The organism is Streptomyces sp. NPDC059224 (assembly GCF_042754285.1).
Lineage (GTDB): Bacteria > Actinomycetota > Actinomycetes > Streptomycetales > Streptomycetaceae > Streptomyces.
Window position 1 is genome coordinate 1 of record NZ_JBHZAN010000033.1, and the last position, 25500, is coordinate 25500.

Below are 25500 nucleotides of genomic sequence, written 5' to 3' on the forward strand. Positions count from 1 at the left end.
TTGGCTTTTGTTCGGGGGGCCCTGCGGGGGCGGGCCCGCCCCGCCGGCCCCCCCCCCACCCCTCCTGGTCAGCCCTTGCCGAGGAGGTGGTTCATCTCCTTGATCTCGGCGTTCTGGCCGGTGACGACGGCACCGGCCAGAGCGGTGGCCGGTCCGTACGCGCCGGCGGACCGCTCGGTGGCGGCCATCCGGACGGCGCCCCGGTGGTGTTCGGCCATCATGGTCAGGAACTTCGTGTCGAAGTCCGTCCCTTCGGCCTTCTTCAGCGCGGTCATGTCCGCGTCGTCCATCATTCCGGTCATGCCGGAGTGACCGCTGTGGTCCATGCCGGCCATGGGGACGTCCTCGCCCCAGGCCTTCAGCCAGCCGGCCATGGTCCTGATCTCCGGATCCTGGGCCTTCTCGATCCGGACGGCGAGGTCCTTGACCCGCGCCGAGGAGGCCCGGCCGGCAGCGAGTTCCGCCATCTCCAGGGCCTGCCGGTGATGGGGGATCATGCGCTGCGCGAAGGTCACGTCCTGCGCGTTGTGCGCGCCGTCGGCGGCTCCGCCGTGCGCCGCCGCCTCGCGGTGAGCGGGGCCGTCGCCGCCGCACGCGGTGAGGGCGAGGGCGGCGAGCGCGGTCAGCACGCCGAACACGGCGCGGGAACGGGTACGGGTGGTGGTCATGCTCGAACTCCTGCGGTGGGTGGGAAAGGGCACGCGGGAAGACGACCGCGGCGCGGTGCGCGCACGGCCGGCTCGGGTGCCTCTAGATCCGCAGCAGCTGGAGTTCGGCCAGATCAGGGGGTGCGCGGGCGCCGTCCGGCGGCGTGGCCGGGCGGGAGTCGGCCGAACGGGTGGCCGTGGGGCAGGGCGCCGGGTCCGGGACCGGCGCCGGCAGCGTCGGTCCGCCGCTCACCGCGCCCGAGGCGCAGGTCGCGTCCGCGTGGTGCGCGTGACCGCCGCCGTCCCCGGAGCAGCCGTCACAGGCGGTGGCCGTCGCGGCTGTCTCCATGACCCGCTCATGACCGCGGTGGTCTCGACCGGGCCCCATGCCGCCGCCGGGTGCCAGCGCGTGCATGGCGAGCAGCCCGGCCAGGAGGCCCAGCACGAGCAGCGCTCGCCACCGCCGGTGCGGCGGGAGCGGGGCGGGCTGCTCGGTGGGGCGCATCGGGATCATCCTACGCGCGGCCCGAACCGGGGCCGGGACGGACACGTCACCCGACCGGTCACGGGACCGGCACCACCCGACGACTGTGCTATTCATACCGGGCCCGGCAGACTTCGGCTTGGGTACGACCTGTTGGAGCGAAGGGCGAGCCATGTTCTACTACCTGCTCAAGTACGTGCTACTCGGGCCCCTGCTGCGGCTGGTGTTCCGGCCCCGGATCGAAGGTCTGGAACATGTCCCCGCGTCGGGGCCGGCCATCGTCGCGGGCAACCATCTCTCCTTCGCCGACCACTTCCTGATGCCGGCGGTCCTCAAGCGGCGGATCACCTTCCTCGCCAAGGCCGAGTACTTCACGGGACCGGGCGTGCGGGGCCGGCTGACCGCGTTCTTCTTCCGCAGCGCCGGGCAGATCCCGGTGGACCGCTCCGGCAAGGAGGCCGGCCAGGCCGCGATCCGGGAGGGACTCGGGGTGCTGGGCCGGGGCGAACTGCTCGGTATCTACCCGGAGGGCACCCGCTCGCACGACGGCCGGCTCTACAAGGGCAAGGTCGGCGTGGCCGTGATGGCGCTGCGGGCCGGTGTCCCGGTGATCCCCTGCGCGATGATCGGCACCTTCGAGGCGCAGCCGCCCGGCAAGGTCATCCCGAACATCCACCCCGTGGTGATCCGTTTCGGCAAGCCCCTCGAATTCTCCCGCTACGCCGGGATGGAGAACGAGAAGGCCGTCCTGCGCGCGATCACCGACGAGATCATGTACGCCGTCCTGACCCTCTCCGAGCAGGAGTACGTCGACGAGTACGCGGCGGTGGTCAAGGCCGGACAGGCCGCGGCGAAGAGCGCCAAGGAGCGCAAGTTCCCACGGGCGCCGTTGAGTTGACCTCGTACGGCGAAGGGGCGGCGGGAGTGTTCCCGCCGCCCCTCGGCACCGCCGCGGACGGGTTACGGCTGCGGTGTGGCGTGCGGCGTGCAGGTGACGTCCGCGCGGTCCAGCTTGCCGGTGAGCAGGTAGCTGTCGACACGGCTGTTGATGCACGGGTTGACCAGGCCGGTCACACCGTGCGAGCCGGCCCCCTGCTCGGTGATGAGGCGGGAGCCCCTGAAGCGCTTGTGCAGGTCGACGGCGCCCGGGTAGGGAGTGGCGGCGTCCCGGGTGGACTGCACGATCAGCACCGGCGGCAGACCCTTGTGGGTGGTGACGTGCACCGGGGTCTGCTGCTTGACCGGCCAGGTGGCGCAGGGGAGGTTGAGCCAGGCGTTGGCCCAGGTCATGAAGGGGTACTGCTTGTTGAGCTCGGTGTTGTCGCGGTCCCACTTCCGCCAACTGGTGGGCCACTGCGCGTCGGTGCACTCGACGGCGGTGTAGACGGCGTTGCCGTTCTCCGCCGAGATGTTGCCCGCGGTGTCGGAGAGGTCCGGGGCGGCCGCGTCGACCAGTGCCTGGGTGTCACCGGCGACGTACTTGGAGAACACCGTGGCGACCGGCACCCAGGAGGAGTCGTAGTACGGCGCGCTCTGGAAGAAGCCGATCAGCTCGTTGGGTCCGACGACCCCGCCGATCGGGTTCTTCTTGGCGGTGGCGCGCAGCTGGAGCCACTTGGCCTGGACGGCCGCGCGAGTGGTCCCCAGGTGGAAGGCGGAGTCGTGGGCGGCGACCCAGTCCTCCCAGTCCTTCCAGCGGCCCTCGAAGGCGACGTCCTGGCCCAGGTTGGCCTGGTACCAGATGTTCTCCCGCGACGGGCCGACGACGCTGTCGACGATCATCCGGCGCACGTGCCCCGGGAACAGCGTCCCGTACACGGCGCCGAGGTAGGTGCCGTAGGAGACACCGAGGTAGTTGAGCTTCTTCTCGCCGAGCGCGGCCCGGATGACGTCCAGGTCACGGGCCGTGTTGGCGGTGGTCATCTGCTGGAGCGTCGCCCGGCCGGTGCGCTCGGCACAGCCCTTCGCGTACTCCTCGGCCAGCTTGCGCTGCGCGGTCTTGTCCGCCTCGGTGTCCGGTACCGGGTCGGCCTTGGGCGCCTTCACGAACTCCTGCGGGTCCTCGCAGGAGATGGGTGCCGAGTGACCGACGCCGCGCGGGTCGAAGCCCACGAAGTCGTACGCCTTCGAGGTGTTGACCCACAGCGGGTTCTTGGTGGTGACCCGCAGCGGGAAGCGCATTCCCGAACCGCCAGGGCCCCCGGGGTTGTAGACGAGCGCGCCCTGGCGCTCCGCCTTCGTCCCCGTGCTGCCTATTCGGTCGACGGCGAGCTTGATCTGCTTGCCGTAGGGCTTCGCGTAGTCGAGCGGCACACTGACCCAGCCGCACTGGACGGGCTTGGTCAGGGCCCAGTCGGCTGGGCAGTCGGCCCAGTCGATCCCGGCCTTGGCGGCATGGGCGGCGGCGACGGCCGCGCCCCGCTGTTCGCGGTCCTGGCCGTGCCGGGCCTCGGCGCCGGACGCGGGGGCCGCGAGCGCACCGGTGATCAGGCTCGCGGTGACGAGCGCTCCAGCCGTGCCGAACGCGAGTACCCGGCTCCTCGATCTGAAGTTGTCCCTCAAGTGGGCCCCTCCCCGTACGTGGTTACGAATGGTCAGGGGGATCCTTCCGGCTGTGAACCTCCTGAGAACAGGGTGTGAGAGCCGTCTTTACCAATCCGATAACCGGACGATCACGTCCCGCTGAGCGGATCAGCCACCGAGGTGGCCCAACGCCTCGTCCAGGACCCGCCTGAGCAGCAGCGCATCGCCCGCCACCGCGCTCACGAGCACGGCGGGGCCGGCCAGCGGAGTGAGCGCCGCGCACTCCCCCAGCATCCGCGCCGCCACCGGCTCCCGCGCGAACTCTGGCCTTACGACGACAAGTTGGCCCACCGCACGATGTCCCGCCAGCACGGCGGGACCGTCCCAGCCACCGGGCGCCCCGGGCCCGCAGGCCAGCTCCTGGTCGAGGAGCGCCCGGCCGGCGACGCGGACCGTGAGCCGGCTGGTGAGGCGCCCCGGATCCTCCCTCACCCGCCCGAGCACCTGCTCCTCCCGCAGCACCAGGCGCCCGGCAGGTCCGACCTCGACGCGGGTGGAGACGTGCAGGTCACTTCCGTTGGCGGAGATCAACTGCTCGGGCAGCCAGCGCAGTTCGCCGCCGTCGGCGACATCGAGACGAACGTCGTAGCGGGCCTCGCCCTTGCGCTGCCCCGGCAGCGCGATGGTCGCCGCGGCCGAGCCCACCCGGAGCCGGGCCCCGTCCTCCACCCGGGCCTCGATCGCGAACCGGTCCCCGCCGAGCGGCCCGCTCATCGCCCCGACGACCATCACGTGGGCCTCGGCCCCGCTTCCCCGGGTCCGTCGCAGGGCGAGCGGCCCCCCTCCCTCCAGGACGGGAAGCGAGGTGCCGCCCCTGCCATCGCCCCGGGCCAGGACACGCGCGCCGGCGCGCACCCCCGTGACGGTCATGCCGTCCACGCGCGCAGCCGCTCCCGCACCCACCCGGCCACGTCCGCGACCCCGGTTTCGCCGCGCAACGACTGCAGGACGACAGGCAGTTCGGCGCGCTGTGCCTTCGCGTCGGCGGCCATCCGCGCGAGGTCCGACCCCACGTAGGGCGCCAGGTCGGTCTTGTTGACGATGAGCAGGTCGGCCGTGGTGACACCGGGGCCGCCCTTGCGCGGGATGTCGTCGCCCCCGGCCACGTCGATCACGAAGATCTGCGCGTCCACGAGCCCCTTGGAGAAGGTGGCCGTGAGGTTGTCGCCGCCCGACTCGACGAGGATCAGGTCCAGTGGTCCGACCTCGTCCTCCAGGTCCTCCACGGCTTCGAGGTTGGCCGAGATGTCGTCCCGGATCGCGGTGTGCGGACAGGCTCCCGTCTCGACGGCGGTGATCCGTTCGGGCGGCAGCACGGCCTCCCGCAGCAGGAACTCGGCGTCCTCACGCGTGTAGATGTCGTTGGTGACGACGGCGAGGGACAGCTCGTCGCGCAGGGCCCTGCAGAGGGCGGCGACGGTGGCGGTCTTGCCGGACCCGACGGGGCCGCCGAGGCCGATGCGCAGGGCACGCCGTGATCCGTCCGGACGGCGGGCGTCGGCGCTGACGGCGGCGGGGCCGTGGTGGTGATCGTGGTCGAGATGCATGTGCGACTCCCTGTGAATACGTGGCCCTGCGACGGCCTGTCCTTCGACCTGCGGCTCTACGACGCGAACAACCGCACCGCCCACCCCGCATGCCACTGCGCGCCGATCTCCAGCAACGGGGCGGAGCCCGCGGGCAGCTCGTCCACCCCGCCGCCCGCGGCCGCGCTGCGCGCCGCCTCCGCCGCCCGGTCCACCACCCGGTCCACCTCGGGGGCCAGCCGGGCCAGCACCCCCGTCGCCTCGAAGGGGTCCAGACTCAGCAACCGCACCACCGCCGTGGCCGGCCCGCTCACGCACTCGTACGCGGCGCAGTAGGCCGCGTCCTCGGCCGCGAGCCCCGCGGCCCTGGCCACCACCCCCAGCACCACCGGCTGATGGGCTCCCTTGGGGAACTCCCTTGCCAGGGACTCCAGTTCGGCGGCCGGCCAGGCGGCTCGAGCGGCCCGCAACAGCTGCCGCCCGAGCCTTCGAGCCGTGTTCCTGAGCGCGGGCGACGGCGTCCGTGCGTCCGCCGCCGCGTCCAACTCCCCTACGTCGAAGCCGAGTACGGCGGCCCCGGCGAGCGCGCCCGCCACCAGTCCCGCCGTGTGCAGGCGCCCCCGGCAGAACTCCTCCAGACTCGCCGCCCCGGTGATCCGGCCGGCCTTGACGGCCGCCTCCGCCCCGCCGGAGTGCGCATGCCCTCCGGCGGGAAAGCGGCCGTCGGCCAGGACCAGCAACGCTGCCCGAGACATCACAGACACCGGCTCTCAGAACAGGAAGTAGCGCTGGGCCATGGGCAGTTCGGCGGCCGGTGCCGCCTCGACCAGCTCCCCGTCGATGTACACGGCGAAGCTGTCGGGGTCGACCCGCACCCTGGGACGCGCGTCGTTCTCCCGCATGTCCGCCTTGGTCACCCCACGGGTGGACTCGATGGCGACGAACCGCTTCCCGAGCTGCAACCGCTCCGGCAGCCCGTCCTCGACGGCGAGCGGAGCGACGAAGTTGAAGGAGTTGGCCGCCGGTGCCCGCCCGATCGCCCCGAACATGGGGCGCGGCAGGATCGGCTGGGGAGTGGGGATCGACGCGTTGGCGTCGCCCATCTGCGCATAGGCGATCTGGCCGCCCTTGAGCACGAGGTGCGGCTTGACCCCGAAGAACGCGGGCTCCCACAGCACGAGGTCGGCGAGCTTGCCGCTCTCGACGGACCCGATCTCGCGGGCGAGCCCCTGGGCGAGCGCCGGGTTGATCGTGTACTTGGCGACATAGCGCCGCACCCGGTGGTTGTCGGCGCGTCCGTCGCCCGGCAGCGCGCCGCGCCGCCGCTTCATCACGTGGGCGGTCTGCCAGGTCCGCAGTATCACCTCGCCCACCCGCCCCATGGCCTGTGCGTCGGAGGAGATGATGGAGATCGCGCCCAGGTCGTGCAGGACGTCCTCGGCCCCGATCGTCGACGGCCTGATCCGGGACTCCGCGAAGGCCAGGTCCTCCGGGACCGCCGGGTTCAGGTGGTGGCACACCATCAGCATGTCGAGGTGTTCCTCGGCGGTGTTCACGGTGTAGGGCCGGGTCGGGTTCGTCGAACTCGGCAGCACGTGCGGCTCGGAGACGACCGTCATGATGTCCGGCGCGTGCCCGCCCCCGGCGCCCTCGGTGTGGTACGCGTGGATCCCGCGCCCGCCGATCGCCGCGAGGGTGTCACCGACGAACCCCGCCTCGTTCAGCGTGTCCGTGTGGATGGCCACCTGGATGCCGGTGCGGTCGGCGACGGTGAGGGCCGCGTCGATGACCGCGGGGGTGGAGCCCCAGTCCTCGTGCAGTTTCAGTCCCAGAGCACCGCCCCGGATCTGGGAGACCATCGCCTCGTGCGAGACGGTGTTGCCCTTGCCGAGCAGGCCGATGTTGAGCGGGTACTGCTCCATCGCCTCCAGCATCCGGGCGAGGTGCCACGGGCCCGGGGTCACGGTGGTGGCCTTGGAGCCCTCGGCCGGTCCCGTACCGCCGCCGACCAGTGTGGTGATCCCCGCCGCCAGTGCCTCGTCGGCGATCTGCGGGCAGATGAAGTGGACGTGCGCGTCGACGCCGCCGGCGGTCAGGATCCGCCCGTTGCCGGCGATGACCTCGGTCTCGGGCCCGATCACCAGCTCCGGGTGGACCCCGTCCATGGTGTCGGGGTTGCCCGCCTTGCCGATGCCGGTGATCCGGCCGTCGCGGATCCCGACGTCGGCCTTCACGACGCCCCAGTGGTCGATGATCACCGCGCCGGTGACGATCGTGTCGGGAGTGCCCTCCGCGCGCGTGGCGCGCGACTGGCCCATGGATTCGCGGATGACCTTGCCGCCGCCGAAGACGGCCTCGTCCCCGGCGCGCCCGGGGCCGCCCGAGCGGTCCTCCTCGATCTCCACGATCAGGTCGGTGTCGGCGAGCCGGATCCGGTCGCCGGCCGTCGGTCCGAACAGGTCGGCGTAGGCGGCGCGGGAGATCTCAGGCATCGAGGGCACCTCCGGTCTCCCCGCGCAGCCCGGGGACGACCCGGGCCCCGGTGAGCGGGACGAGTTCGACGTCGACGGGAATGCCCGGCTCGAAGCGGACGGCGGTGCCGGCGGCGACGTTCAGCCGCCGTCCGCGCGCGGCGTCCCGGTCGAACTCCAGTCCGGGGTTGGCCTCGGCGAAGTGGTAGTGGGAGCCGACCTGGACGGGCCGGTCGGCGGCGTTGAGGACGGTCATCCGGGTGACGTCGCGGCCCTCGTTGTACACGATGGGCCCGTCGGCGAAGAGGAACTCTCCGGGGATCATCGGTGGCCCCTCAGACGATCGGGTCATGGACGGTGACGAGCTTCGTGCCGTCCGGGAAGGTCGCCTCGACCTGCACGTCGTGGATCATCTCGGGGATGCCTTCCATGACGTCGTCCCTGGTGAGGAGCTTGCGCCCGGATGCCATGAGTTCCGCGACGGTGCGACCGTCACGGGCGCCTTCGAGGATGTGCGACGTGATGAGGGCGATCGCCTCCGGGTGGTTCAGCCGCAGTCCGCGGGCCCGGCGCTTCTCGGCCACGTCGGCCGCCACGTGGATCAGCAGCCTCTCTTGCTCGTGCGGGGTCAGTTGCACGTCCCACCTCACAGTCCTCGCTCCGGACCGTGCGGGGTCCGGTTGCCGCAGCCACCGCGACAGATCGGGCGGACCCGATCCGGATACGAAAACCCCTGGTGGCGTGGATCGGCAGGCTAGTTTGCCGGAGTTTCGACGACGTTAACCGGACCTTGATCGTCTGATGACCGGCGCATGGAGGTGCGGCCCGGCCCACGGCGCACGCCACCGGCGCCGCCGAACGGGTCCTGTCACCTCTCGTCGCCGCCCTGGGGGCCGTCCGGGTGAACACCGCGCCGTCCGGGTGAACACCGCGCCGACGGGCAGGGCCGGCACCGCCCCGGTCGCCTCCCCGGGCACGTGCGTCGACCCTCCTCCGCTGGCTCCGGAGAAGGGCCGATGTCGTGACAGGCGCTCAGGAGCCCGCGACGCCCCTGTGTTCGGCCGTGATGCCGAAGCGGCCGCGCTCCGGGCGTACGGCGGCGCTCTCGCGGACCGTGGAGACCGCGCTCACCACCTGGTCCTCGGCGGCTTCCGACAGCTCTTCGAGGCGTTCGAGGTCGGCTGCGGAGACGAGGGCGACCAGCGGCTTGCCGTGCCGCGTCACGACGACGCGCTCACCGCCGTACACCACCCGGTTGATCAGGTCGGCGAGCTCAGCCCTGGCTTGCGTCACCGGAATCTCGTAGGCCATGCCCCCAGCTTACGGGGCACCCCGGACATCACATCTTGTTCGGCGACAGCGGAATCCCCGCACGACACCCCTCCAGGGTTCTGTACGTCCTGTACGTTTCTTACTGAGAGTTCGGCCACTGAGTCAGCTCAGCCGCGAGGAGGGGTACGTCATGACCCGACCGTCCGCCCGCTACGTCCTGCCCGAGTTCACCGAACGCACCGGCGCCGGGCAGCGCACGCTGGATCCGTACTCGAAGCTGCTGGAGGAACGGATCGTCTTCCTCGGCACGCCCGTCGACGAGACCTCGGCCAACGATGTGACGGCCCAGTTCATGTACCTGGAGCACGCGGCGCCGGAGCGGGACATCTCGCTGTACATCAACTCTCCGGGCGGCTCGTTCAGCGCGATGGCCGCGATCTACGACACGGTCCGGTACGTCACCTGCGACGTGGAGACGATCTGCCTCGGGCAGGCCGGGGCATCGGCCGCGGTGCTGCTCGCGGCGGGCACCCCGGGCAAGCGCTCCGTGCTGCCGGGTGCGCGGGTCGTGCTCAAGCAGCCGTCGCTGCCGGAGCCGGTACAGGGCCAGCCGAGTGATCTGGTCGTCCGGGCGGCGGAGTTGGACAGGACCCGCGGGCTGCTCGAGGAGATGCTCGTCCGGCACACCGGGCGGACGGCGGCCCAGGTCCACCAGGACCTGGAGCGGGACCTGGTGCTGGACGCGCGGGCGGCGCTGGCGTACGGGCTGGTGGACCGGATCGTGCAAAGCCGCAGGAGCACCCTCGACCTGCCGGACGCGGGGTGAGTGTCCGATGCTGCCACCGGAGCTGCCGCCGCTGCCCGCGCTGACCCGCGCCGAGGGCGAGTTGGTCGACCGTTACCTGGACGTGGTCGACCTGCTGGGCCGGATCAACCCGGCGCAGAACGAGGACACCTATCGTGGGCTGCGCGCCGCGCAGGCGCTGGTGCGCGCGGCGGCCGAGCTGCGCGACGCCCTCGCGCTGATGCACCGGCGGGGCGAGACGGAGCTGCACGGCGACACGCTGGCACGGGCGTTGCGGGTGCTCGACGGCGAGCGCCGGACCGCGCGCGTCGCACTCCCGCCCGACTGCGTACGGTGACGCCCGCCGACGTCCGGGGCGAGACGTCCACCGGTCGATGGGACCGGAGTTGAAACGACCCAGTGGGGTTACGGCCGTTCGGCGGAGTGTGGCGTGGTTTTACCTGACCGCGGGGGCCGCTCAAGATGCGCGCACGAAGGGGCCCGCGAGGGGTTCCGGTGCAGGTCCGGGGCTACGCAGGGCAGTTGACGACTAATCGAACACAACTCTGTCCACCCGAACGGGTGGGTGGTGAGTAACCCCACAAATCCCCGATTCGGTTGGGATTTTCGGACACGCGTGAGTGAGGATCCCTGTCTGACGACAAGCCCCCGCCACCGCGGCGGGGCGATCCGTGCGGACGCCGAGTCCTGCCGCCGCCCGGATGACCGGTCGACGGAAGTGGATCGGCAGGAGTGGAGGACCCGAGCACGACGGGTCGCCGGCACGGTCGCACCACGACCGGACCGGGCAGCCCTTGGGGTGAAGCCGTGGCAACGCGGCCGGGCAACTTCGCCAGCCCGAATCCGACAGGTCATCCTTCACAGGCGGCTGACGAAGGGTTGCGCATGACTGCGCTCAATCGTGTCCCGTCGCTGATGGCGCGGGCCGGCACGGCCTCGGCGCTCACCATCGCCGCCGTGGGCGGCTCCATCGTGATCCCCGGTGTCGCCTCCGACGCCTCGGCCGCCACGATGGGGACGAAGGCACTTCAGGTCGCGGCCTCGAAGAAGGGCGCGCCCTACAGGTGGGGTGCCACCGGACCGAACCGGTTCGACTGCTCAGGGCTCACCCTGTACTCGTTCAAGAAGGCGGGCAAGAAGCTCCCGCGAACGGCGGCCCAGCAGTACAACAAGACCCGTCACATCTCGGCCGGCAAACGCAAGGCCGGTGACCTGGTCTTCTTCCACTCGGGTTCCAGCGTCTACCACGTCGGCATCTATGCCGGGAAGGGACGGATCTGGCACGCCCCGAAGACCGGGGACGTGGTGAAGCTCCAGAAGATCTGGACGCGGAGCGTCTGGTACGGCCGGGTCAGCTGACTCGCACAGCGGCACCCCTCAGCAGGCCGGCGGGAACTCGGGGCTACGGTTCCTGCCGGCCGGCTGCGGTGACCGTGCCGGCCCGGACCGCCCAGGGCAGTTCGATGAAGACGGTCTTGCCGCCCTCCCGGGTGGGGCGCACCCGGAGCTTGCCGCCGCACTCCGCGGTGAGCCAGCGGATGATGACCATGCCGCGCCCGTTGTCCTGCTGCACCGCGGCAGGGAGTCTCTTGGGGAAGCGCGGATGGCTGTCCGTGACGCCGATGCGCAGCTGTTCGTCACGGTCGAGGACGAGGTCCACCGTGAAGGTGGGCGACTGGCCGAAGGTGTGCTGCACCGCGTTGGTGGCGAGTTCGGAGACGATGAGGCGGATGGTGTCCGCGGTCTCCGTCTCCGGTGGCAGCCCCCATTCGGCGAGGGTGCCCAGCGCGTAGGAGCGGGCCGTGGAGACCGAGGCGGGATCGCTCGGCAGAGTGATGGATGCTTCCAGGTGGTCTGCCATGGCGACGTCGTCCCTTTCCCACGGGACCGGAGTCCGACACACGGTGCGGATGGTTCGAGTACGGTCCCGGACTGGTGCTTCTTCGCCAGACTGCCATTACCAGGGTGGCCAGGGGAGCGATCCACCAAGATATGCATATATCTGTCGCTCGATGCGGTGAACTCTGCGACCCCAGAGTGTATTTGGGCGGCTCGGAAGGAGTAAGGAGTAGCCCATGCAGAACGGTCCCGCGGTGCGCCGTCGGAAACTGGGCTCCGAACTGCGCACTCTGCGCACCGGCGCCGGGCTCACGAGCGGTGAGGCCGCCCGTCTGGTGGGCTGGCATCAGTCGAAAGTGAGCCGGATCGAGACCGGCGCCAGCGGTGTGAAACCAGCCGATGTGCGGTTACTTCTCGACGCGTACGGCGTGGTCGAGGGGCAACTGCGCGAGTTGCTGCTGGTGTTGGCGGGGGCGGAGGACACCGCCGGGCGACACCACTGGTGGCACGCCTATCGTGGCGTACTGCCGCCCACCTACCGCGATTTCATCAGCCTGGAGTCGCAGGCGCGTGCGATGCGCACGCTGGAGACCTCGGTCGTACCGGGGCTGCTGCAGACCCCCGAGTACGCGCGTGCCGTGACCCGGGCGGCCGTCGACGGGCTCGACGACGAGGCGCTGGACGCCCTGGTGAAAGTGCGGCTGGCCAGGCAGGACGTGCTGCGCAACCATCCGCCGCTGGAGCTGAGCGCGGTCCTTGACGAGGCGGTGCTGCGCCGGGAGGTCGGCGGCCCGGGCGTGATGGCGCGGCAGCTGGAGCGGCTGCTGGAGGCGGCCCGGTTGCCCCAGGTACGGCTCCAGGTGCTGCCGTTCTCGGCCGGAGCCCATATCGGCATCACCGGGCCTTTCGTAATCTTCTCATTTCCGAGCACTTCTGATCTGGATGTGGTTGTTCTCGACCAGTTGACGAGTAGCCTCTACCTCGAACGGAAAGAAGACCTCCAGACCTACGCGGAGGCCTTCAACACCCTTCAGATCCACGCCCTTTCGCCCGAGGATTCGCTGGATTACATCGCCGGGATAGGTGACGGCGCGTAAGGAGGCACCATGACTGCACTGCCTCGGAACGTACCTTCAAGTGCTGATCTGCACGGATTGCGGTGGCTGCGCAGCAGCTACAGCACCGGAGCGAACAACTGCGTGGAGACGGCACGGCCGCGCTCCGGCCGGCTGGCCGGACTGCTCGCCGTGCGCGACTCCAAGGATCCGGCCGGACCCGCGCTGCTCTTCTCCCCCGGGAGCTGGGCGGGTTTCGTGTCGTCGCTCACCTGCTGATCACAGTCCGTAACCGAGTCCATATCCGCATTCGGTCAGGATCCGACCGTGTCACGCCGACTCATGGCCGTGTCTGACCGATCACCTGTACAGCGCGTTCGATCTCGGCCCCGGAGAGGTCCGCCCGGGCGGTCAGCCTGAGCCGTGAGATGCCGTCCGGCACGGACGGCGGACGGAAGCACCCCACGGCCAGGCCTGCCGTACGGCAGTCGGCCGCCCACCGCACGGCCCCCTCCGGGGACGGGGCCCGCACGGAGACCACCGCGGCGTCCGGACGCACCGCTTCCAGACCCGCGGCGATCAGCCGTGCGTGCAGTTCGGCGGCCACCGCACGGGCTCGCTCCGCGCGTTCGGGCTCGCGGCGCAGCAGCCGCAGCGCCGCCAGGGCCGCTCCCGCCGCCGCGGGGGCCAGGCCGGTGTCGAAGATGAAGGTCCGGGCCGCGTTCACCAGATGGTCGATCACCCGGGCCGGCCCGAGCACGGCCCCGCCCTGGCTGCCCAGCGACTTGGACAGGGTCACGGTGACCACCACGTCGTCGGCGCCGGCGAGCCCGGCCGCGTGCGGCGCGCCCCGGCCGCCGTCCCCGAGCACCCCGAGCCCGTGCGCGTCGTCCACGAGCAGACCGGCGCCGTGCTCCCGGCACGCTTCGGCCAGGCCGGCCAGCGGTGCCGCGTCGCCGTCCACCGAGAACACCGTGTCGCAGACGACGACCGCGGGCCCCTCGTGCGTCCCGAGCGCCTTGCGCACGGCGTCCGGGGCGGCGTGCCCGACGACCTGGGTGGCGCCCCGGGCCAGCCGGCAGCCGTCGATCAGCGAGGCATGGTTGAGGGCGTCGGAGACGATCAGGGAGCCGTGCGGGCCGAGGGTGGTGACGGCGGCGAGGTTGGCGGCGTAGCCGGAGGAGAAGACCAGGGCCGCCTCGAACCCGCAGAATTCGGCCAGCTCGCGCTCCAGCTCGGTGTGCAGCTCGGTGGTGCCGGTCACCAGCCGGGAGCCGGTGGAGCCGCCGCCCCAGGTCCGGGCCGCCCCGGCCGCGCCCTCGGTCACCTCGGGGTGGTGGGCGAGGCCCAGGTAGTCGTTGCTCGCCAGATCCAGCAGCGGCGAGTCGGCGGGGCGGGGGCGCAGGGTCCGTACCAGTCCGGCGCGGCGGCGGAGTTCCGCCTGTTCGTCGATCCAGCCGAACGCCATGGCTCCTCCGGTGAATTTGTAGGCAGTGGACAGACCCTAGCGGGACGACCAGCCACCCACTGTGTGGCAATACCCACACGTCGAACTGACAGGGTTGTGCAAACTCTCCTTGGCCAGGAGCGGCCCCGTAGTACAGGATCGGCTTTCATGGACCTGCTGAACACGCTGGTGGACAAGGGGCTTCGGCGCGAGCTGCCGACCCGCGAGGAAGCGCTCGCCGTGCTGGCGACCTCCGACGACGACGTGCTCGACGTGGTGGCCGCGGCCGGCAAGGTGCGCCGGCAGTGGTTCGGCCGGCGCGTGAAACTCAACTACCTGGTCAACCTCAAGTCGGGCCTGTGCCCGGAGGACTGCTCCTACTGCTCGCAGCGCCTCGGCTCCTCGACCGGGATCCTCAAGTACAGCTGGCTGAAACCCGACGAGGCCTCCAAGGCGGCCGCCGCCGGTCTGGCCGGGGGCGCCAAGCGGGTCTGCCTGGTGGCGAGCGGGCGCGGCCCGACCGACCGGGACGTCGACCGGGTGGCCGGCACCATCAAGGCGATCAAGGAGCAGAACGAGGACGTCGAGGTGTGCGCCTGCCTCGGTCTGCTCTCCGACGGCCAGGCCGAGCGGCTGCGGGAGGCGGGCGCGGACGCCTACAACCACAACCTCAACACGTCCGAGGGGACGTACGGGGACATCACGACCACGCACACGTACGCCGATCGGGTGGACACCGTCAACAAGGCGCACGCGGCAGGTCTGTCGGCCTGCTCCGGTCTCATCGCCGGTATGGGCGAGAGCGACGAGGACCTGGTCGACGTGGTCTTCTCGCTCCGCGAGCTGGACCCCGACTCGGTGCCGGTCAACTTCCTGATCCCGGTCGAGGGCACCCCGCTGGCCAAGGAGTGGAACCTGACCCCGCAGCGCTGTCTGCGGATCCTGGCGATGGTGCGGTTCGTCTGCCCGGACGTCGAGGTCCGTATCGCGGGCGGCCGCGAGGTCCACCTGCGCACCATGCAGCCGCTCGCGCTGCACCTCGCGAACTCGATCTTCCTCGGCGACTACCTCACCACCGAGGGCCAGGCCGGCCAGGCCGATCTGGAGATGATCGCGGACGCCGGGTTCGTGGTCGAGGGCGCCGACGAGGTGACGCTGCCGCAGCACCGCTCGCAGGTCGCGGCCGGCGGCTGCGGGTCGCACGCGGAGGCCGGGTGCGGGTCGCACGCCGAGGCCGGGTGCGGATCGGGCGTCTGCGGCTCGCACGAGGACACCGCGCAGGCCAACGAGCCGCGCACCGACCTCGTCGCCGTCCGCCGCCGGGGCGCCGGAACGGATCTCGCGCCCAATGCCTGACCTGAGCGTCCCCGAGCTGCTGGAGCTGGACCGGCGGCACGTCTGGCATCCGTACGGACCGATGCCGGGCCGGGCCGAACCGCTCGTCGTGGAGTCGGCGAGCGGGGTCCGGCTGCGGCTCGCGGACGGCTCGGGCGAGTTGGTCGACGGCATGTCGTCCTGGTGGTCGGCGATCCACGGCTACAACCACCCGGTGCTCAACGAGGCCGCGCGCGGCCAGCTCGACCGGATGAGCCACGTGATGTTCGGCGGGCTCACCCACGAGCCCGCGGTACGCCTGGCGAAGCTCCTTGTCGACATGTCGCCGGACGGACTGGAGCATGTCTTCCTCGCCGACTCCGGCTCCGTGTCGGTCGAGGTCGCGGTCAAGATGTGCCTGCAGTACTGGCGGTCTCTCGGCCGCCCCGCGAAACAGCGCCTGCTGACCTGGCGGGGCGGCTACCACGGCGACACCTGGCAGCCGATGTCGGTGTGCGACCCCGAGGGCGGGATGCACGAGCTGTGGTCCGGGGTGCTGCCCCTCCAGGTGTTCGCGGACGCGCCTCCGGCCGAGTACGACGAGTCGTACGCCGACCGTCTGCGGTCGCTGATCGAGCGGCACGCGCACGAACTGGCCGCGGTGATCGTGGAGCCGGTGGTGCAGGGCGCGGGCGGGATGCGGTTCCACTCCCCCGGTTATCTGCGGGTGCTGCGCGAGGCCTGCGACGCGCACGACGTGCTGCTGGTGTTCGACGAGATCGCGACCGGTTTCGGCCGTACGGGCGCGCTGTTCGCGGCGGACCACGCGGCCGTCACGCCCGATGTGATGTGCGTGGGCAAGGCACTGACCGGCGGCTACCTGACGATGGCGGCGACCCTGTGCACGCCCCGGGTCGCCCAGGGCATCTCGCGGGGCGAGGTGCCGGTGCTGGCCCACGGCCCGACGTTCATGGGCAATCCGCTGGCCGCCGCCGTGGCCTGCGCCTCGCTCGGGCTGCTGCTGGCCCAGGACTGGCGGGCGGAGGTGAAGCGGATCGAGTCGGGCCTGCGGGACGGGCTGGCGCCGGCCCGGGAGATCCCCGGCGTGCGGGACGTCCGGGTCCTCGGCGCCATCGGGGTGGTCCAGCTGGACCACGAGGTGGACATGAAGGCCGCCACGGCGGCCGCCGTACGCGAGGGCGTCTGGCTGCGGCCGTTCCGCGATCTGGTCTACACGATGCCCCCGTACGTCACCGGCGACGCGGACGTGGCACGGATCGCGCGCGCGGTGTGCGCCGCCGCGCGGGAGGGATGAACATGCCGATCCTGATCATCACCGGGACGGGCACCGAGGTCGGCAAGACGGTCACCACGGCCGCCGTCGCCGCCGCGGCGCTCACGGCGGGCCGCACGGTCGCGGTCCTGAAGGCCGCGCAGACCGGGGTACGACCGGACGAGCGCGGGGACGCCGACGAGGTCGGGCGGCTCGCCGGCCCGGTGACGACGGCCGAACTCGCCCGATTCCCGGAGCCGTTGGCGCCCGGGACGGCGGCCCGGCGGGCCGGGACGGCTCCGGTGCGTCCGCACGAGGTGGCGGAGGCCGCCGCCAAGCTGGCCACCGAGCACGAACTGGTGCTGGTCGAGGGGGCGGGCGGGCTGCTCGTACGGTTCGACGCGGCGGGCGGCACGCTGGCGGACGCGGCCCGGCTGCTGAACGCGCCGGTGCTGGTGGTGGCGTCGGCCGGGCTCGGCACCCTCAACACCACTGAGCTGACGGCACGTGAACTGCGGGCACGTGAGCTGGAGTTGCTGGGTGTGGTGATCGGCAGCTGGCCCGGGTCCCCGGATCTGGCGTCGCGTTGCAACGTCGCCGATCTTCCGGAGGTGGCCGGGGCACCGCTGCTCGGTGCGCTGCCCGCCGGGGCCGGGGCGCTGACGCCCGCCGACTTCCGTGCGGCGGCGCCGGGCTGGCTGTCGGCGCGGCTGGACGGCAACTGGGACGCGGAGGCGTTCCGGCGACGGGAAGCGCGCTAGTACGCGTGACGGGCCGCGCAGCCGTGCCCCCGAAGGGGTGCGGGGAACTGCGCGGCCGGCCCCCACGCAGCCGCACCCGGCCGACGGCCCTGGGCCGGCTCGCCGAGCAGCCGTACCAGTTCGATGCGGGAGCGGATGTCCAGCCGGGCGAAGACCCCGCGCAGGTGGTGGTCGATGGTGCGCGGACTCAGGTTGAGCCGGTCGGCTATCTCCCGGTTGGTGGCCCCCTCGGCGGCCATCCGGGCGACCGTCAGCTGCTGGGCGGTCAGGACGGCGGCCGGGTCCGGAGAACCGGCGCCGGACGGTGTCGACGCCGTTCCCAGCGCCCGGAGTTCCGCACGGGCCTGGGCCGCGCAGTGGGTGGCGCCGAAGGACTCGAAGGCGGCCAGCGCGCTGTGCAGCCGGTCCCGGGCCTCGGGACGCTGCCGCAGCCGGCGCAGCGCCCCGGCGAACAGCAGCTCGGTACGGGCACGTTCGAAGTCACGGATGCCCCGGGCGTGCAGGTCGAGTGCGGCACGGTAGTGCTGGAGGGCCTCGGCGCCAGGGGCGAGCAGCGCCCGGCAGCGGGCGCTCAGCGCGAGGTCGTCGGCGCTGCGGACGGCGGTCGCCCAACGGTGGTGGTCGGCGTGTGCGGCACGGGCGACCCTGGTGTCTCCGGTACGGACCGCGGCCTCGACGTAGTGCGGGGTGGCAAGGTGCCGGATGGCCCGGTGGCCGTGTCCGGGGCCGAATCCGGCGAGGGCGCGCAGCCGGGCGGCGGCAGCGGGGAAGCGGCCGGCCGCCAGGTCGAGGAAGGCGAGCGCCCACTGCGCGAGGGCGGCGGGCAGACCGAGCCCGTGTGCCAGGGCGTGCGCGTGCACGGCGGCGGAGCGCTCGCGGCAGGCCTCCTCGTCGCCGCGGACGGCGGCGAACATGGCGAGGGCGGCCCGGAGGTGACAGGCACCGTTGTCCTGCCCGGTGGCGTGGGCCTGGCCCAGGGCCTCCTGGACGGCGGCCTCGGCGGCCCGGTTGCGGCCGCTCCAGAAGTCGGCGTAGGCCCGGAACTCCATGGCCTGTGCGGCCGTCGCCGGGGTACCGAGGGCACGGGCCGAGGCGGCCGCCCGGAGGGTGGCGGTGGCGGCGCGGGTGTGGTCGCCGAGCATCAGCGCGGCCATGCCGGAGTGGATCAGCAGGCTGGGGTCACCGCCCGGCCCGCAGCGGCCCGCGGTGCCCGTGAGGAGGATCCGGGCGTCGTCGTAGCGGCCCTCCACGGCGGCGGCGAGTGCGGCGAGGATGCCCGGCGGGGAGACGCCCAGCCACCTGGCCAGGTCATGGGCCTCCCGGCAGCGTCTGAGGTCGCCGGTGTAGACGGCGGCCTCGGTGGCGAGGGCGAGGAGTACGGCGGAGTCGGCGGAACGTTCCTGCCCGACGGCGGCGGTGAGCAGGGCGTCGAAGGCCTCCGCCGCGTTGCCGGCCCGGAGGGCGAGGACCCCGTCGAAGGCGGAGTCGTCGGTACGGGCGGCGAGCCGTCTCGCCCGGTCGGGCTCTCCGCAGCGCCAGGCGTCGGCGGCGGCCCTGGCGAGCAGCCGGGCCTCCGCCACCGGGTCCGGGCAGAGGTCGGCGGCGCGTTCGGCGAGGGCCCGGGCGAGCGCGGGTCTGCCCTCGGCGCGCGCCCGGTCGGCGGCGACCCGGAGCTCCGCCGCGAGCCGGGCGCTGGGGCCGAGCGCGGCGGCGCCCCGGTGCCAGGAGCGGCGGGTCGTCTCGCCCTTGCCGCCCAGCACCCGGGCGAGGAGCTGGTGGGCCGCGCGCCGGTCGGCGGGCGAGGCGGTCCCGTAGGCGGCGATCCGGGTCCAGGCGTCCCGGAAGAACACCCCGCCGGCACCGGCGTGGGCGACTCCGGCGGTCTCGGCGGCCTCCAGCGGACGGGTGTCGAGCCGGCCGGCCGTGACCGCGCGCAGGAAGGCGTGGGTGGCGACCGGGTACTGGTCGGCCGCGGCCAGGAGCAGTAGCCGACGGGTGTCGTCCGGCAGCGCGCGGATCTCCCGGCGCAGCCCATGGAGCAACCGCGGGGCGAGTTCGGCCGGTTCGGCCGGCAACGGGTCGAGTCCCGCCGTCTGCCGTCGGGTGAGGCGCGGCACGAGTTCGGCCACGGCGCGCTGGTCCTCGTATACGACCCGTCGCACCCGGGCGCGTACGCCCTCGGGGAGCGCCGATGCCGGGCACGGCACCGCGTCGGTGGTCTGCGGTGGCGAAGTGCGGTCAAGAGGTTGGGGATTCACCGGTATCACCACACGAAAGACGTTACTGGCGAGTTAGTTGACTCGTAAAGACTGGCGACTTCGCCGATGCGGCGCGCGTAGACCCGTCCCGACACTCCTGAACAACCCCACCCGTTTCAGGAGGCATCATGCAACGCGCCACGCGTCGCATCGCAACCGCTCTGACGGCGATAGCCGGTTCGCTCCTTCTGTCACTCCCCCTGGCCACCACTCCCGCGCAGGCGGCGAGCCACGACCCGGTCGTCTTCGTACACGGCCTCAGCAGCGACTCCAGCAGCTGGGACGACTGGATCGCGGACTTCGAGGCGGACGGCTACGCGTCCTCCCAGCTGTACGCGTGGTCCTACGACTGGACGAAGTCGAACGTCACCACCGCTTCGCAGTTGTCGAGCTACATCCAGACCGTGCTGTCGCGGACCGGCGCCTCGAAGGTGGACCTGGTGGTCCACTCCATGGGCGCGCTGAACAGCCGCTACTACCTCAAGAACCTCGGCGGGACCTCGTACGTGGACGACTTCGTGTCGGTCGCCGGGGTGAACCACGGGACGAGCGTCGCCTCGCTGTGCGGGTGGCTGTACACGTCCTGCAAGGAGATGACGACCGGCAGCTCCTTCCTCACCTCCCTCAACTCCGGTGACGAGACGCCCGGCAGCGTCTCCTACGCGGCGTACTGGTCTAACTGCGACTCGGCGATCGACCCGGACTCCTCGGCGCTGCTGAGCGGGGCGACCAACGTCGGGGTCGGCTGCATCTCGCACACCGACATGAACGACGACCACGGCGTCTACCAGCAGGTGCGGGACTTCATCGCCTGATCCGGCGGCGGGGGGTGCGACGGGCCCTCGCGGGGGACAATCACCGTAGACCTGCTCCCGTCGGGAGGTATCGTCATGCGGCTGATGTCCACCGCCACCGGGAATCCGGTGCGGGACCCCGTCCACCACCCGCTGTTCGCCCGCTGCTACGCCCGCGTCAGCGTGAGCGCCGAGACCAGGCTCGGGATGGCCGCCATCAGGGAGCGGCTGCTGTCCGGGCTGTCCGGGCGCGTGATCGAGATCGGTGCGGGCAACGGCCTGAACTTCGACCGCTATCCGGCCTCGGTCGCGGAGGTCGTCGCGATCGAACCGGAGCGCACGCTGCGGCAGTTGGCGGCTGAGGCCGCGGTCCGTACGGAGGTCCCGGTGGACGTGGTGCCGGGCGCGGCGGAGGCGCTGCCGGTGAAGAGCGAGGCGTACGACGCGGCGGTGCTCTCCCTGGTGCTGTGCAGTGTGCGGGACGTGCGACGAGCGCTCGCGGAGGTCCGGCGGGTGCTGCGGCCGGGCGGTGAGCTCCGGTTCTTCGAGCACGGCCGGGGCGGTGGTCCGGCGATGCTGTTCACCCAGCGGGCGCTGGACCGGACGGTGTGGCCGCTGCTGAGCGGCGGCTGCCATCTGTCCCGGGAGCCGGTCGCGGAGCTGCGCGCGGCCGGGTTCGAACTGGGCCCGTACCGGCGGATGTCGGTGCCGGAGAACGGCCTGCGGCTGCCGTCCTCCTCCTGCGTGCTGGGCGTCGCTCGCAAGCCCCCGGAGTCCTGAGCGGAACCCGGTTCACAGGCTCCAGCGGCGCAGTTCCTCCGCGATGTCGGAGACGCTCGCCTCGCCGGCCTTCACCAACCGGGCCAGATCACGGACCTGTTCCGGCGAGGTGACGACCTTCAGGCCGCTGGCCACCAGGTAGGCGTAGGCGACCGAGGACGCGAAGAGGGCGTTCGAACGCTCGAGGGCCGGGACGTGGATGAGGAGTTGCAGCAGGGCGGCCGCACGGGCCTGCGGGGTGTCGTAGACGGGGACGTCGAATATCTCGGCCTGATGCCTGGCGACGGCCGCGATCAGCGCGCCCCAGTCGGTGACCTGCGGGTCACCCGGGGTCTTCTGTTCGGCGAGCATGAGGAGCCAGGCGAGGTCGATGGTCAGGTCGCTCAAGGGATCAGTGACGGCCTTCGCTCTTGTCAGACGTGTCGGGACCCTGTGCTTCGCCGAACTCCTCCGCGAAGACGGACTCGTACTGCTTCATGAAGTCGGCGGCGGCCTCGACGAACGTACGGCCCGCTTCACCCGTGTCCTGCATGACCAGTTCCTCTATGTAGCGGTTGACGCTCATGCCGCGCGCGAGGGCGCGTTCGCGGGCCGCTTTGGCGGTGCCCTCGTCCACGCGCACGTTCAGCTGGGTCTTCGCCATACGTACGACGCTAGCGCGGTTGTGCTAGCAGCGGCAAGCGCGCATCGGAATCGAAAAGGGATACCACCTGTGCGACGGCTCACACTACGCTCGGCGCCGACGAACCCGCGCGAGCGAGGAGGCAGTCTTGGCCACACCTGCTGCGAAGGCACCCGCCGCCGAGGGGACAGCAGCCCGGGCACGGGGGCTGACCAAGGCGTACGGCGCGGGTGAGACGGCCGTGCTGGCACTCGACTCGGTGGACGTGGACATCGATCGCGGCCGCTTCACCGCCGTCATGGGCCCGTCGGGTTCGGGCAAGTCCACCTTGATGCACTGTCTGGCCGGACTGGACACCGTGTCGGCCGGTCAGGTCTGGCTCGGCACCACCGAGATAACGGGGCTGCGGGAGCGCGAGCTGACGCGGCTGCGCCGGGACCGGATCGGGTTCATGTTCCAGTCGTTCAACCTGATCCCGACACTGAACGCGGCCGAGAACATCACCCTGCCCATGGACATCGCGGGCAAGAAGCCCGACGGGAAGTGGCTGGACCAGGTCATCGACACGCTCGGGCTGCGGGACCGGCTGAAGCACCGGCCGGCGCAGCTGTCCGGCGGACAGCAGCAGCGGGTGGCCTGCGCGCGGGCGCTGGCCTCCCGGCCGGAGCTGATATTCGCCGACGAGCCCACCGGCAACCTGGACTCGCGGGCCGGTCTGGAGGTGCTGGGCTTCCTGCGGGACGCGGTCGACCAGTTGGGGCAGACGGTGGTCATGGTGACCCATGACCCCGGTGCCGCCGCCCACTCCGACCTGGTGCTCTTCCTCGCGGACGGCCGGCTGGTGGACCGGATGGAAGGGCCGACGGCCGACGCCGTACTGGAACGGATGCGCCTTTTCCCCGGAGCCGGCGGCCCCGCCGAGCCCGCCGGAGCCGCCGGGCCCCCCGGTTCCGACGTGGAGAGCGGGTCCGCGGGGCCCGAGGAGGACTGACCCCGTGCTCAAGGCAACCCTGCGGAGCTTTCTGGCCCACAAGGGACGGCTGCTGCTGTCCGCGCTGGCCATCGTCCTGTCCGTGGCGTTCGTCGCGGGCAGCCTGATCTTCTCCGACACCGTCACCCGCACCTTCGACCGGCTGTTCGCCTCCACCTCCGCCGACGTGACGGTGGAGCCCAGGGAGGACCTCAGGTCGTCGGTGCCGACCGGTGCCGTACAGACCGTGCCGGCCGCGCTGAGGGAGCGGGTCGCCGAGGTCGACGGGGTCGCGGACAGCCATGCGGACGTGTCCGTGCAGAACGTCGTGGTGGTCGACAGCCACAACGAGTCGGTCGGCCCGACCACCGGCGCCCCGACCATCGCCACCGACTGGTACCTCACCCACCGCAGCCCCGTGAAACTCACCTCGGGGCACGCGCCGCGGGGCGCGGGCCAGGCACTGCTCGACGCGGACACCGCCGACAAGAAACACGTGCGCATCGGCGACACCCTCACCGTGCAGGCCCAGCCCGGCACCTTCGAGGTCGAGATCGTCGGCATCGCCACCTTCACCACCACCAACCCCGGCGCGGCCCTGGTCTTCCTCGACCCGTCGGTGGCCGCGAAGGAACTGCTCGGCACCGCCGACCGGGCCACCAGCATCTCGGTGGACGCGGCGCCGGGCGTCACCGACGCCGTGCTGAAGCACCGGATCGGCGAGGCGATCGGTACCGGCACCTACGACCTGAAGACCGCCGACGAACAGGCGAAGTCCTCCGCCGCGGACCTGGGCGGCTTCCTCGACGTCATCAAGTACGTGATGCTCGGCTTCGCCGGTATCGCCACCCTCGTGGGCGTCTTCCTGATCGTGAACACCTTCTCCATGCTGATCGCCCAGCGCACCCGCGAGCTGGGCCTGCTGCGCGCTCTGGGCGCCGACCGCCGTCAGGTACGGCGGTCCGTGCTCACCGAGGCGGTGCTGCTCGGGCTGGTCGGTTCGACACTGGGACTGGCCGCTGGTATCGGCCTGGCGCTCGGACTGATCAAGCTGATGGGCGCGTTCGGGATGAACCTCAGGACCACCGAGATGGTCATCGGCTGGGGCACCCCCGTCGCCGCGTACCTCGTGGGCGTCGGTGTCACCTTCGTCGCCGCCTATCTGCCCGCCCGGCGCGCGGCCACCGTGTCGCCGATGGCGGCGCTCGCGGACGCCGAGATCGCCGGGGTGGGCAAGCCGTTGCGGACGCGGGCGATCGTGGGCGCGGCCGTCGGGGCGCTCGGGGCGGCGGCCCTCGTCGGCTGCGCGACTGCCACGAAGACCGCCCCGGCCGCCTCGCTGCTCGGCCTCGGGGTGGTGCTGACCCTGCTCGCCACGGTCGTCTCGGGCCCGCTCCTGGTACGCCCGGTGATCCGCGTCCTGGGCGCGGCCTTCCCCGCCCTCTTCGGCTCGGTCGGCCGGATGAGCCAGCGCAACGCCCTGCGCAACCCGCGCCGTACCGGCGCCACCGCCGCGGCGCTCATGGTGGGACTGGCCCTGGTCGGCGGGATGTCCGTGGCCAGCGCCTCCATGTCCAAGTCCTTCGACCAGCAGATCGACAGGACGCTGGGCGCCGACTTCATCGTCCAGAACGGCAACTTCCTGCCGTTCACCGAGGAAGTCACCGACAAGGTGCGCGGCACCGAGGGCGTCGGGCTGGTGGTACGGCAGCGCTTCGCGCCGGTGGCGGTGCGGCTGCCGGACGGCAAGCGGGTCACCACGACCGCCGCCGGGTACGACCCGCGGGTCGACGAGGTCGCGCATGTCGCCTACAAGGGCGGCGACACCGCCGCCGCACTGGCCGACGGCAGCATCGGCATGGACGCCGCCTTCGCCGCGGACCACAAGGTGCGCCTCGGCAGCGTTCTCCCGGTCGAGTTCCAGGGCGGCAAGCGCGCCGAGATGACGGTGGGCGCCCTCACCGACCAGGACAGCGGCAGCGCCTTCGGCACCCAGGGCGGGCTGTTCTTCGGCATCGCCACCGTGGAGAAGTACGTCCCCGGCGGGCAGGACTCGTCGTTGTACGTCAACCACGCCTCCGGTACGAGCGTGGACCGGCTCCGCGCGAACCTGGAGAAGACCCTCGCACCGTTCCCGCAGGTCCAGGTCCGCGACCAGGCCGACTACAAGAAGCTGGTGCACGACCAGATCTCGGTGCTGCTGTACCTCGTCTACGCGCTGCTGGGCCTCGCGATCGTGATCGCCGTGCTCGGCGTGGTCAACACCCTCGCCCTGTCGGTCGTGGAGCGCACCCGGGAGATCGGCCTGCTGCGCGCGATCGGTCTGGGCCGGCGGCAGCTGCGCCGGATGATCCGGCTGGAGTCGGTGGTCATCGCGGTGTTCGGCGCGGTGCTGGGGCTCGCGCTCGGCCTGGTGTGGGGCGTGTGCACCCAGCAGGTGCTGGCGCTCCAGGGCATGAAGGCGCTGGCGCTCCCGTGGGGCACGATCGTCGCCGTGGTGGTCGGCTCGGCGGTCGTGGGCATCGTGGCGGCACTGCTGCCGGCGCTGCGTGCCTCGCGCATGAACGTGCTGGCGGCCATCGCGCACGAGTGACTCAAG

28 protein-coding genes and 1 riboswitch are annotated in these 25500 nt (G+C 71.9%); of the genes, 13 read left to right on the plus strand and 15 right to left on the minus strand.

Features of this window, described 5'->3' with window-relative positions; translation table 11 throughout:
• Positions 1 to 68 precede the first annotated feature (68 nt).
• On the minus strand, positions 69 to 668 hold the full coding sequence (locus ACFXI4_RS32450; protein WP_384997612.1) for a DUF305 domain-containing protein: 600 nt from the start codon (positions 666 to 668) through the stop codon (positions 69 to 71).
• Positions 669 to 750: 82 nt separating this feature from the next.
• A complete protein-coding gene (locus tag ACFXI4_RS32455; protein ID WP_384997614.1) occupies positions 751 to 1152 on the minus strand; it encodes a DUF6153 family protein in 402 nt (133 codons plus the stop codon).
• A gap of 151 nt (positions 1153 to 1303) precedes the next feature.
• Here ACFXI4_RS32455 and ACFXI4_RS32460 point away from each other — a divergent pair, with 151 nt between their 5' ends.
• Complete coding sequence (locus tag ACFXI4_RS32460) at positions 1304 to 2029, plus strand: lysophospholipid acyltransferase family protein (protein ID WP_384997616.1); 726 nt, start codon at positions 1304 to 1306, stop codon at positions 2027 to 2029.
• 62 nt (positions 2030 to 2091) lie between these two features.
• Here ACFXI4_RS32460 and ACFXI4_RS32465 read toward each other — a convergent pair whose 3' ends face one another.
• The 8 genes from ACFXI4_RS32465 to ACFXI4_RS32500 all read right to left on the minus strand — a co-directional run bounded on the left by ACFXI4_RS32465 (position 2092) and on the right by ACFXI4_RS32500 (position 9022).
• Entirely contained in the window at positions 2092 to 3693 is a 1602-nt protein-coding gene (locus ACFXI4_RS32465) for an alpha/beta hydrolase (protein WP_384997618.1), read from the minus strand.
• 129 nt (positions 3694 to 3822) lie between these two features.
• The gene (locus tag ACFXI4_RS32470; RefSeq protein WP_384997763.1) at positions 3823 to 4584 is read right to left on the minus strand and encodes an urease accessory protein UreD; all 762 of its coding nucleotides are present in this window, start codon (positions 4582 to 4584) and stop codon (positions 3823 to 3825) included.
• Positions 4581 to 5261, minus strand: a complete 681-nt coding sequence (ureG, locus tag ACFXI4_RS32475; RefSeq protein WP_384997620.1) for an urease accessory protein UreG — start codon at positions 5259 to 5261, stop codon at positions 4581 to 4583. The genes ACFXI4_RS32470 and ureG overlap by 4 nt, the downstream gene beginning before the upstream one ends.
• 56 nt (positions 5262 to 5317) lie before the next feature.
• The gene (locus tag ACFXI4_RS32480; protein ID WP_384997622.1) at positions 5318 to 5995 is read right to left on the minus strand and encodes an urease accessory protein UreF; all 678 of its coding nucleotides are present in this window, start codon (positions 5993 to 5995) and stop codon (positions 5318 to 5320) included.
• A gap of 15 nt (positions 5996 to 6010) precedes the next feature.
• Positions 6011 to 7732, minus strand: a complete 1722-nt coding sequence (locus ACFXI4_RS32485) for an urease subunit alpha (protein ID WP_362723046.1) — start codon at positions 7730 to 7732, stop codon at positions 6011 to 6013.
• Positions 7725 to 8036, minus strand: coding sequence for an urease subunit beta (locus ACFXI4_RS32490; RefSeq protein ID WP_362723049.1), 312 nt, complete (start codon positions 8034 to 8036; stop codon positions 7725 to 7727). Before ACFXI4_RS32490 ends, ACFXI4_RS32485 begins: the two co-directional genes overlap by 8 nt.
• A gap of 10 nt (positions 8037 to 8046) precedes the next feature.
• Complete coding sequence (locus ACFXI4_RS32495) at positions 8047 to 8349, minus strand: urease subunit gamma (RefSeq protein WP_037672587.1); 303 nt, start codon at positions 8347 to 8349, stop codon at positions 8047 to 8049.
• A 394-nt stretch (positions 8350 to 8743) separates the two neighbouring features.
• Positions 8744 to 9022 (minus strand): type II toxin-antitoxin system Phd/YefM family antitoxin, encoded by a 279-nt coding sequence (locus ACFXI4_RS32500; RefSeq protein ID WP_362723055.1) that lies wholly within the window; start codon positions 9020 to 9022, stop codon positions 8744 to 8746.
• Between the two features lie 151 nt (positions 9023 to 9173).
• On the opposite strand from ACFXI4_RS32500, the gene ACFXI4_RS32505 reads away from it, so the two are divergent.
• The 3 genes from ACFXI4_RS32505 (at position 9174) to ACFXI4_RS32515 (ending at position 11147) form a co-directional block, all read left to right on the plus strand.
• Positions 9174 to 9809 (plus strand): ATP-dependent Clp protease proteolytic subunit, encoded by a 636-nt coding sequence (locus ACFXI4_RS32505; protein WP_384997626.1) that lies wholly within the window; start codon positions 9174 to 9176, stop codon positions 9807 to 9809.
• Between the two features lie 7 nt (positions 9810 to 9816).
• Positions 9817 to 10125, plus strand: coding sequence for a hypothetical protein (locus ACFXI4_RS32510; RefSeq protein ID WP_384997628.1), 309 nt, complete (start codon positions 9817 to 9819; stop codon positions 10123 to 10125).
• 331 nt (positions 10126 to 10456) lie between these two features.
• Positions 10457 to 10670: riboswitch (cyclic di-AMP (ydaO/yuaA leader) on the plus strand.
• 3 nt (positions 10671 to 10673) lie between these two features.
• A complete protein-coding gene (locus tag ACFXI4_RS32515) occupies positions 10674 to 11147 on the plus strand; it encodes a C40 family peptidase (RefSeq protein WP_384997630.1) in 474 nt (157 codons plus the stop codon).
• 43 nt (positions 11148 to 11190) lie between these two features.
• On the opposite strand, the gene ACFXI4_RS32520 is transcribed toward ACFXI4_RS32515, so the two are convergent.
• The gene (locus ACFXI4_RS32520; protein WP_362723066.1) at positions 11191 to 11649 is read right to left on the minus strand and encodes an ATP-binding protein; all 459 of its coding nucleotides are present in this window, start codon (positions 11647 to 11649) and stop codon (positions 11191 to 11193) included.
• 214 nt (positions 11650 to 11863) lie between these two features.
• Between ACFXI4_RS32520 and ACFXI4_RS32525 the strand changes: the two genes are divergently transcribed.
• On the plus strand, positions 11864 to 12724 hold the full coding sequence (locus ACFXI4_RS32525; RefSeq protein ID WP_384997632.1) for a helix-turn-helix domain-containing protein: 861 nt from the start codon (positions 11864 to 11866) through the stop codon (positions 12722 to 12724).
• Positions 12725 to 12733: 9 nt separating this feature from the next.
• Positions 12734 to 12961, plus strand: coding sequence for a DUF397 domain-containing protein (locus tag ACFXI4_RS32530; RefSeq protein WP_384997634.1), 228 nt, complete (start codon positions 12734 to 12736; stop codon positions 12959 to 12961).
• A gap of 61 nt (positions 12962 to 13022) precedes the next feature.
• Here the strand turns inward: ACFXI4_RS32530 and ACFXI4_RS32535 are convergent, their stop codons facing one another.
• The gene (locus tag ACFXI4_RS32535; protein ID WP_384997636.1) at positions 13023 to 14150 is read right to left on the minus strand and encodes an 8-amino-7-oxononanoate synthase; all 1128 of its coding nucleotides are present in this window, start codon (positions 14148 to 14150) and stop codon (positions 13023 to 13025) included.
• Positions 14151 to 14297: 147 nt separating this feature from the next.
• On the opposite strand from ACFXI4_RS32535, the gene bioB reads away from it, so the two are divergent.
• Genes bioB through bioD form a run of 3 tightly spaced genes read left to right on the plus strand, consistent with a single transcriptional unit; the run spans position 14298 to position 17477 of the window.
• The gene (bioB, locus tag ACFXI4_RS32540; RefSeq protein WP_384997638.1) at positions 14298 to 15485 is read left to right on the plus strand and encodes a biotin synthase BioB; all 1188 of its coding nucleotides are present in this window, start codon (positions 14298 to 14300) and stop codon (positions 15483 to 15485) included.
• Positions 15478 to 16758 (plus strand): adenosylmethionine--8-amino-7-oxononanoate transaminase, encoded by a 1281-nt coding sequence (locus tag ACFXI4_RS32545; RefSeq protein WP_384997640.1) that lies wholly within the window; start codon positions 15478 to 15480, stop codon positions 16756 to 16758. Before bioB ends, ACFXI4_RS32545 begins: the two co-directional genes overlap by 8 nt.
• 2 nt (positions 16759 to 16760) lie before the next feature.
• A complete protein-coding gene (gene bioD / locus ACFXI4_RS32550; protein WP_384997642.1) occupies positions 16761 to 17477 on the plus strand; it encodes a dethiobiotin synthase in 717 nt (238 codons plus the stop codon).
• Here bioD and ACFXI4_RS32555 read toward each other — a convergent pair.
• Positions 17474 to 19747, minus strand: a complete 2274-nt coding sequence (locus tag ACFXI4_RS32555; protein WP_384997644.1) for a LuxR C-terminal-related transcriptional regulator — start codon at positions 19745 to 19747, stop codon at positions 17474 to 17476. The two genes, bioD and ACFXI4_RS32555, sit on opposite strands and share 4 nt — an antisense overlap.
• A 116-nt stretch (positions 19748 to 19863) precedes the next feature.
• Between ACFXI4_RS32555 and ACFXI4_RS32560 the strand changes: the two genes are divergently transcribed.
• Positions 19864 to 20550: an esterase/lipase family protein gene (locus tag ACFXI4_RS32560; protein ID WP_384997646.1), complete on the plus strand. Its 687-nt coding sequence runs from the start codon at positions 19864 to 19866 to the stop codon at positions 20548 to 20550.
• Between the two features lie 75 nt (positions 20551 to 20625).
• Positions 20626 to 21309: a class I SAM-dependent methyltransferase gene (locus ACFXI4_RS32565; protein ID WP_384997648.1), complete on the plus strand. Its 684-nt coding sequence runs from the start codon at positions 20626 to 20628 to the stop codon at positions 21307 to 21309.
• Between the two features lie 12 nt (positions 21310 to 21321).
• On the opposite strand, the gene ACFXI4_RS32570 is transcribed toward ACFXI4_RS32565, so the two are convergent.
• Positions 21322 to 21696: a fic family toxin-antitoxin system, toxin component gene (locus ACFXI4_RS32570; RefSeq protein ID WP_362729168.1), complete on the minus strand. Its 375-nt coding sequence runs from the start codon at positions 21694 to 21696 to the stop codon at positions 21322 to 21324.
• A 4-nt stretch (positions 21697 to 21700) separates the two neighbouring features.
• Positions 21701 to 21952: a toxin-antitoxin system HicB family antitoxin gene (locus tag ACFXI4_RS32575; RefSeq protein ID WP_384997650.1), complete on the minus strand. Its 252-nt coding sequence runs from the start codon at positions 21950 to 21952 to the stop codon at positions 21701 to 21703.
• Positions 21953 to 22079: 127 nt separating this feature from the next.
• On the opposite strand from ACFXI4_RS32575, the gene ACFXI4_RS32580 reads away from it, so the two are divergent.
• Both ACFXI4_RS32580 and ACFXI4_RS32585 read left to right on the plus strand, forming a co-directional pair.
• On the plus strand, positions 22080 to 22922 hold the full coding sequence (locus ACFXI4_RS32580; protein ID WP_384997652.1) for an ABC transporter ATP-binding protein: 843 nt from the start codon (positions 22080 to 22082) through the stop codon (positions 22920 to 22922).
• 4 nt (positions 22923 to 22926) lie between these two features.
• A complete protein-coding gene (locus ACFXI4_RS32585; RefSeq protein ID WP_384997654.1) occupies positions 22927 to 25494 on the plus strand; it encodes an ABC transporter permease in 2568 nt (855 codons plus the stop codon).
• Positions 25495 to 25500: the final 6 nt, after the last annotated feature.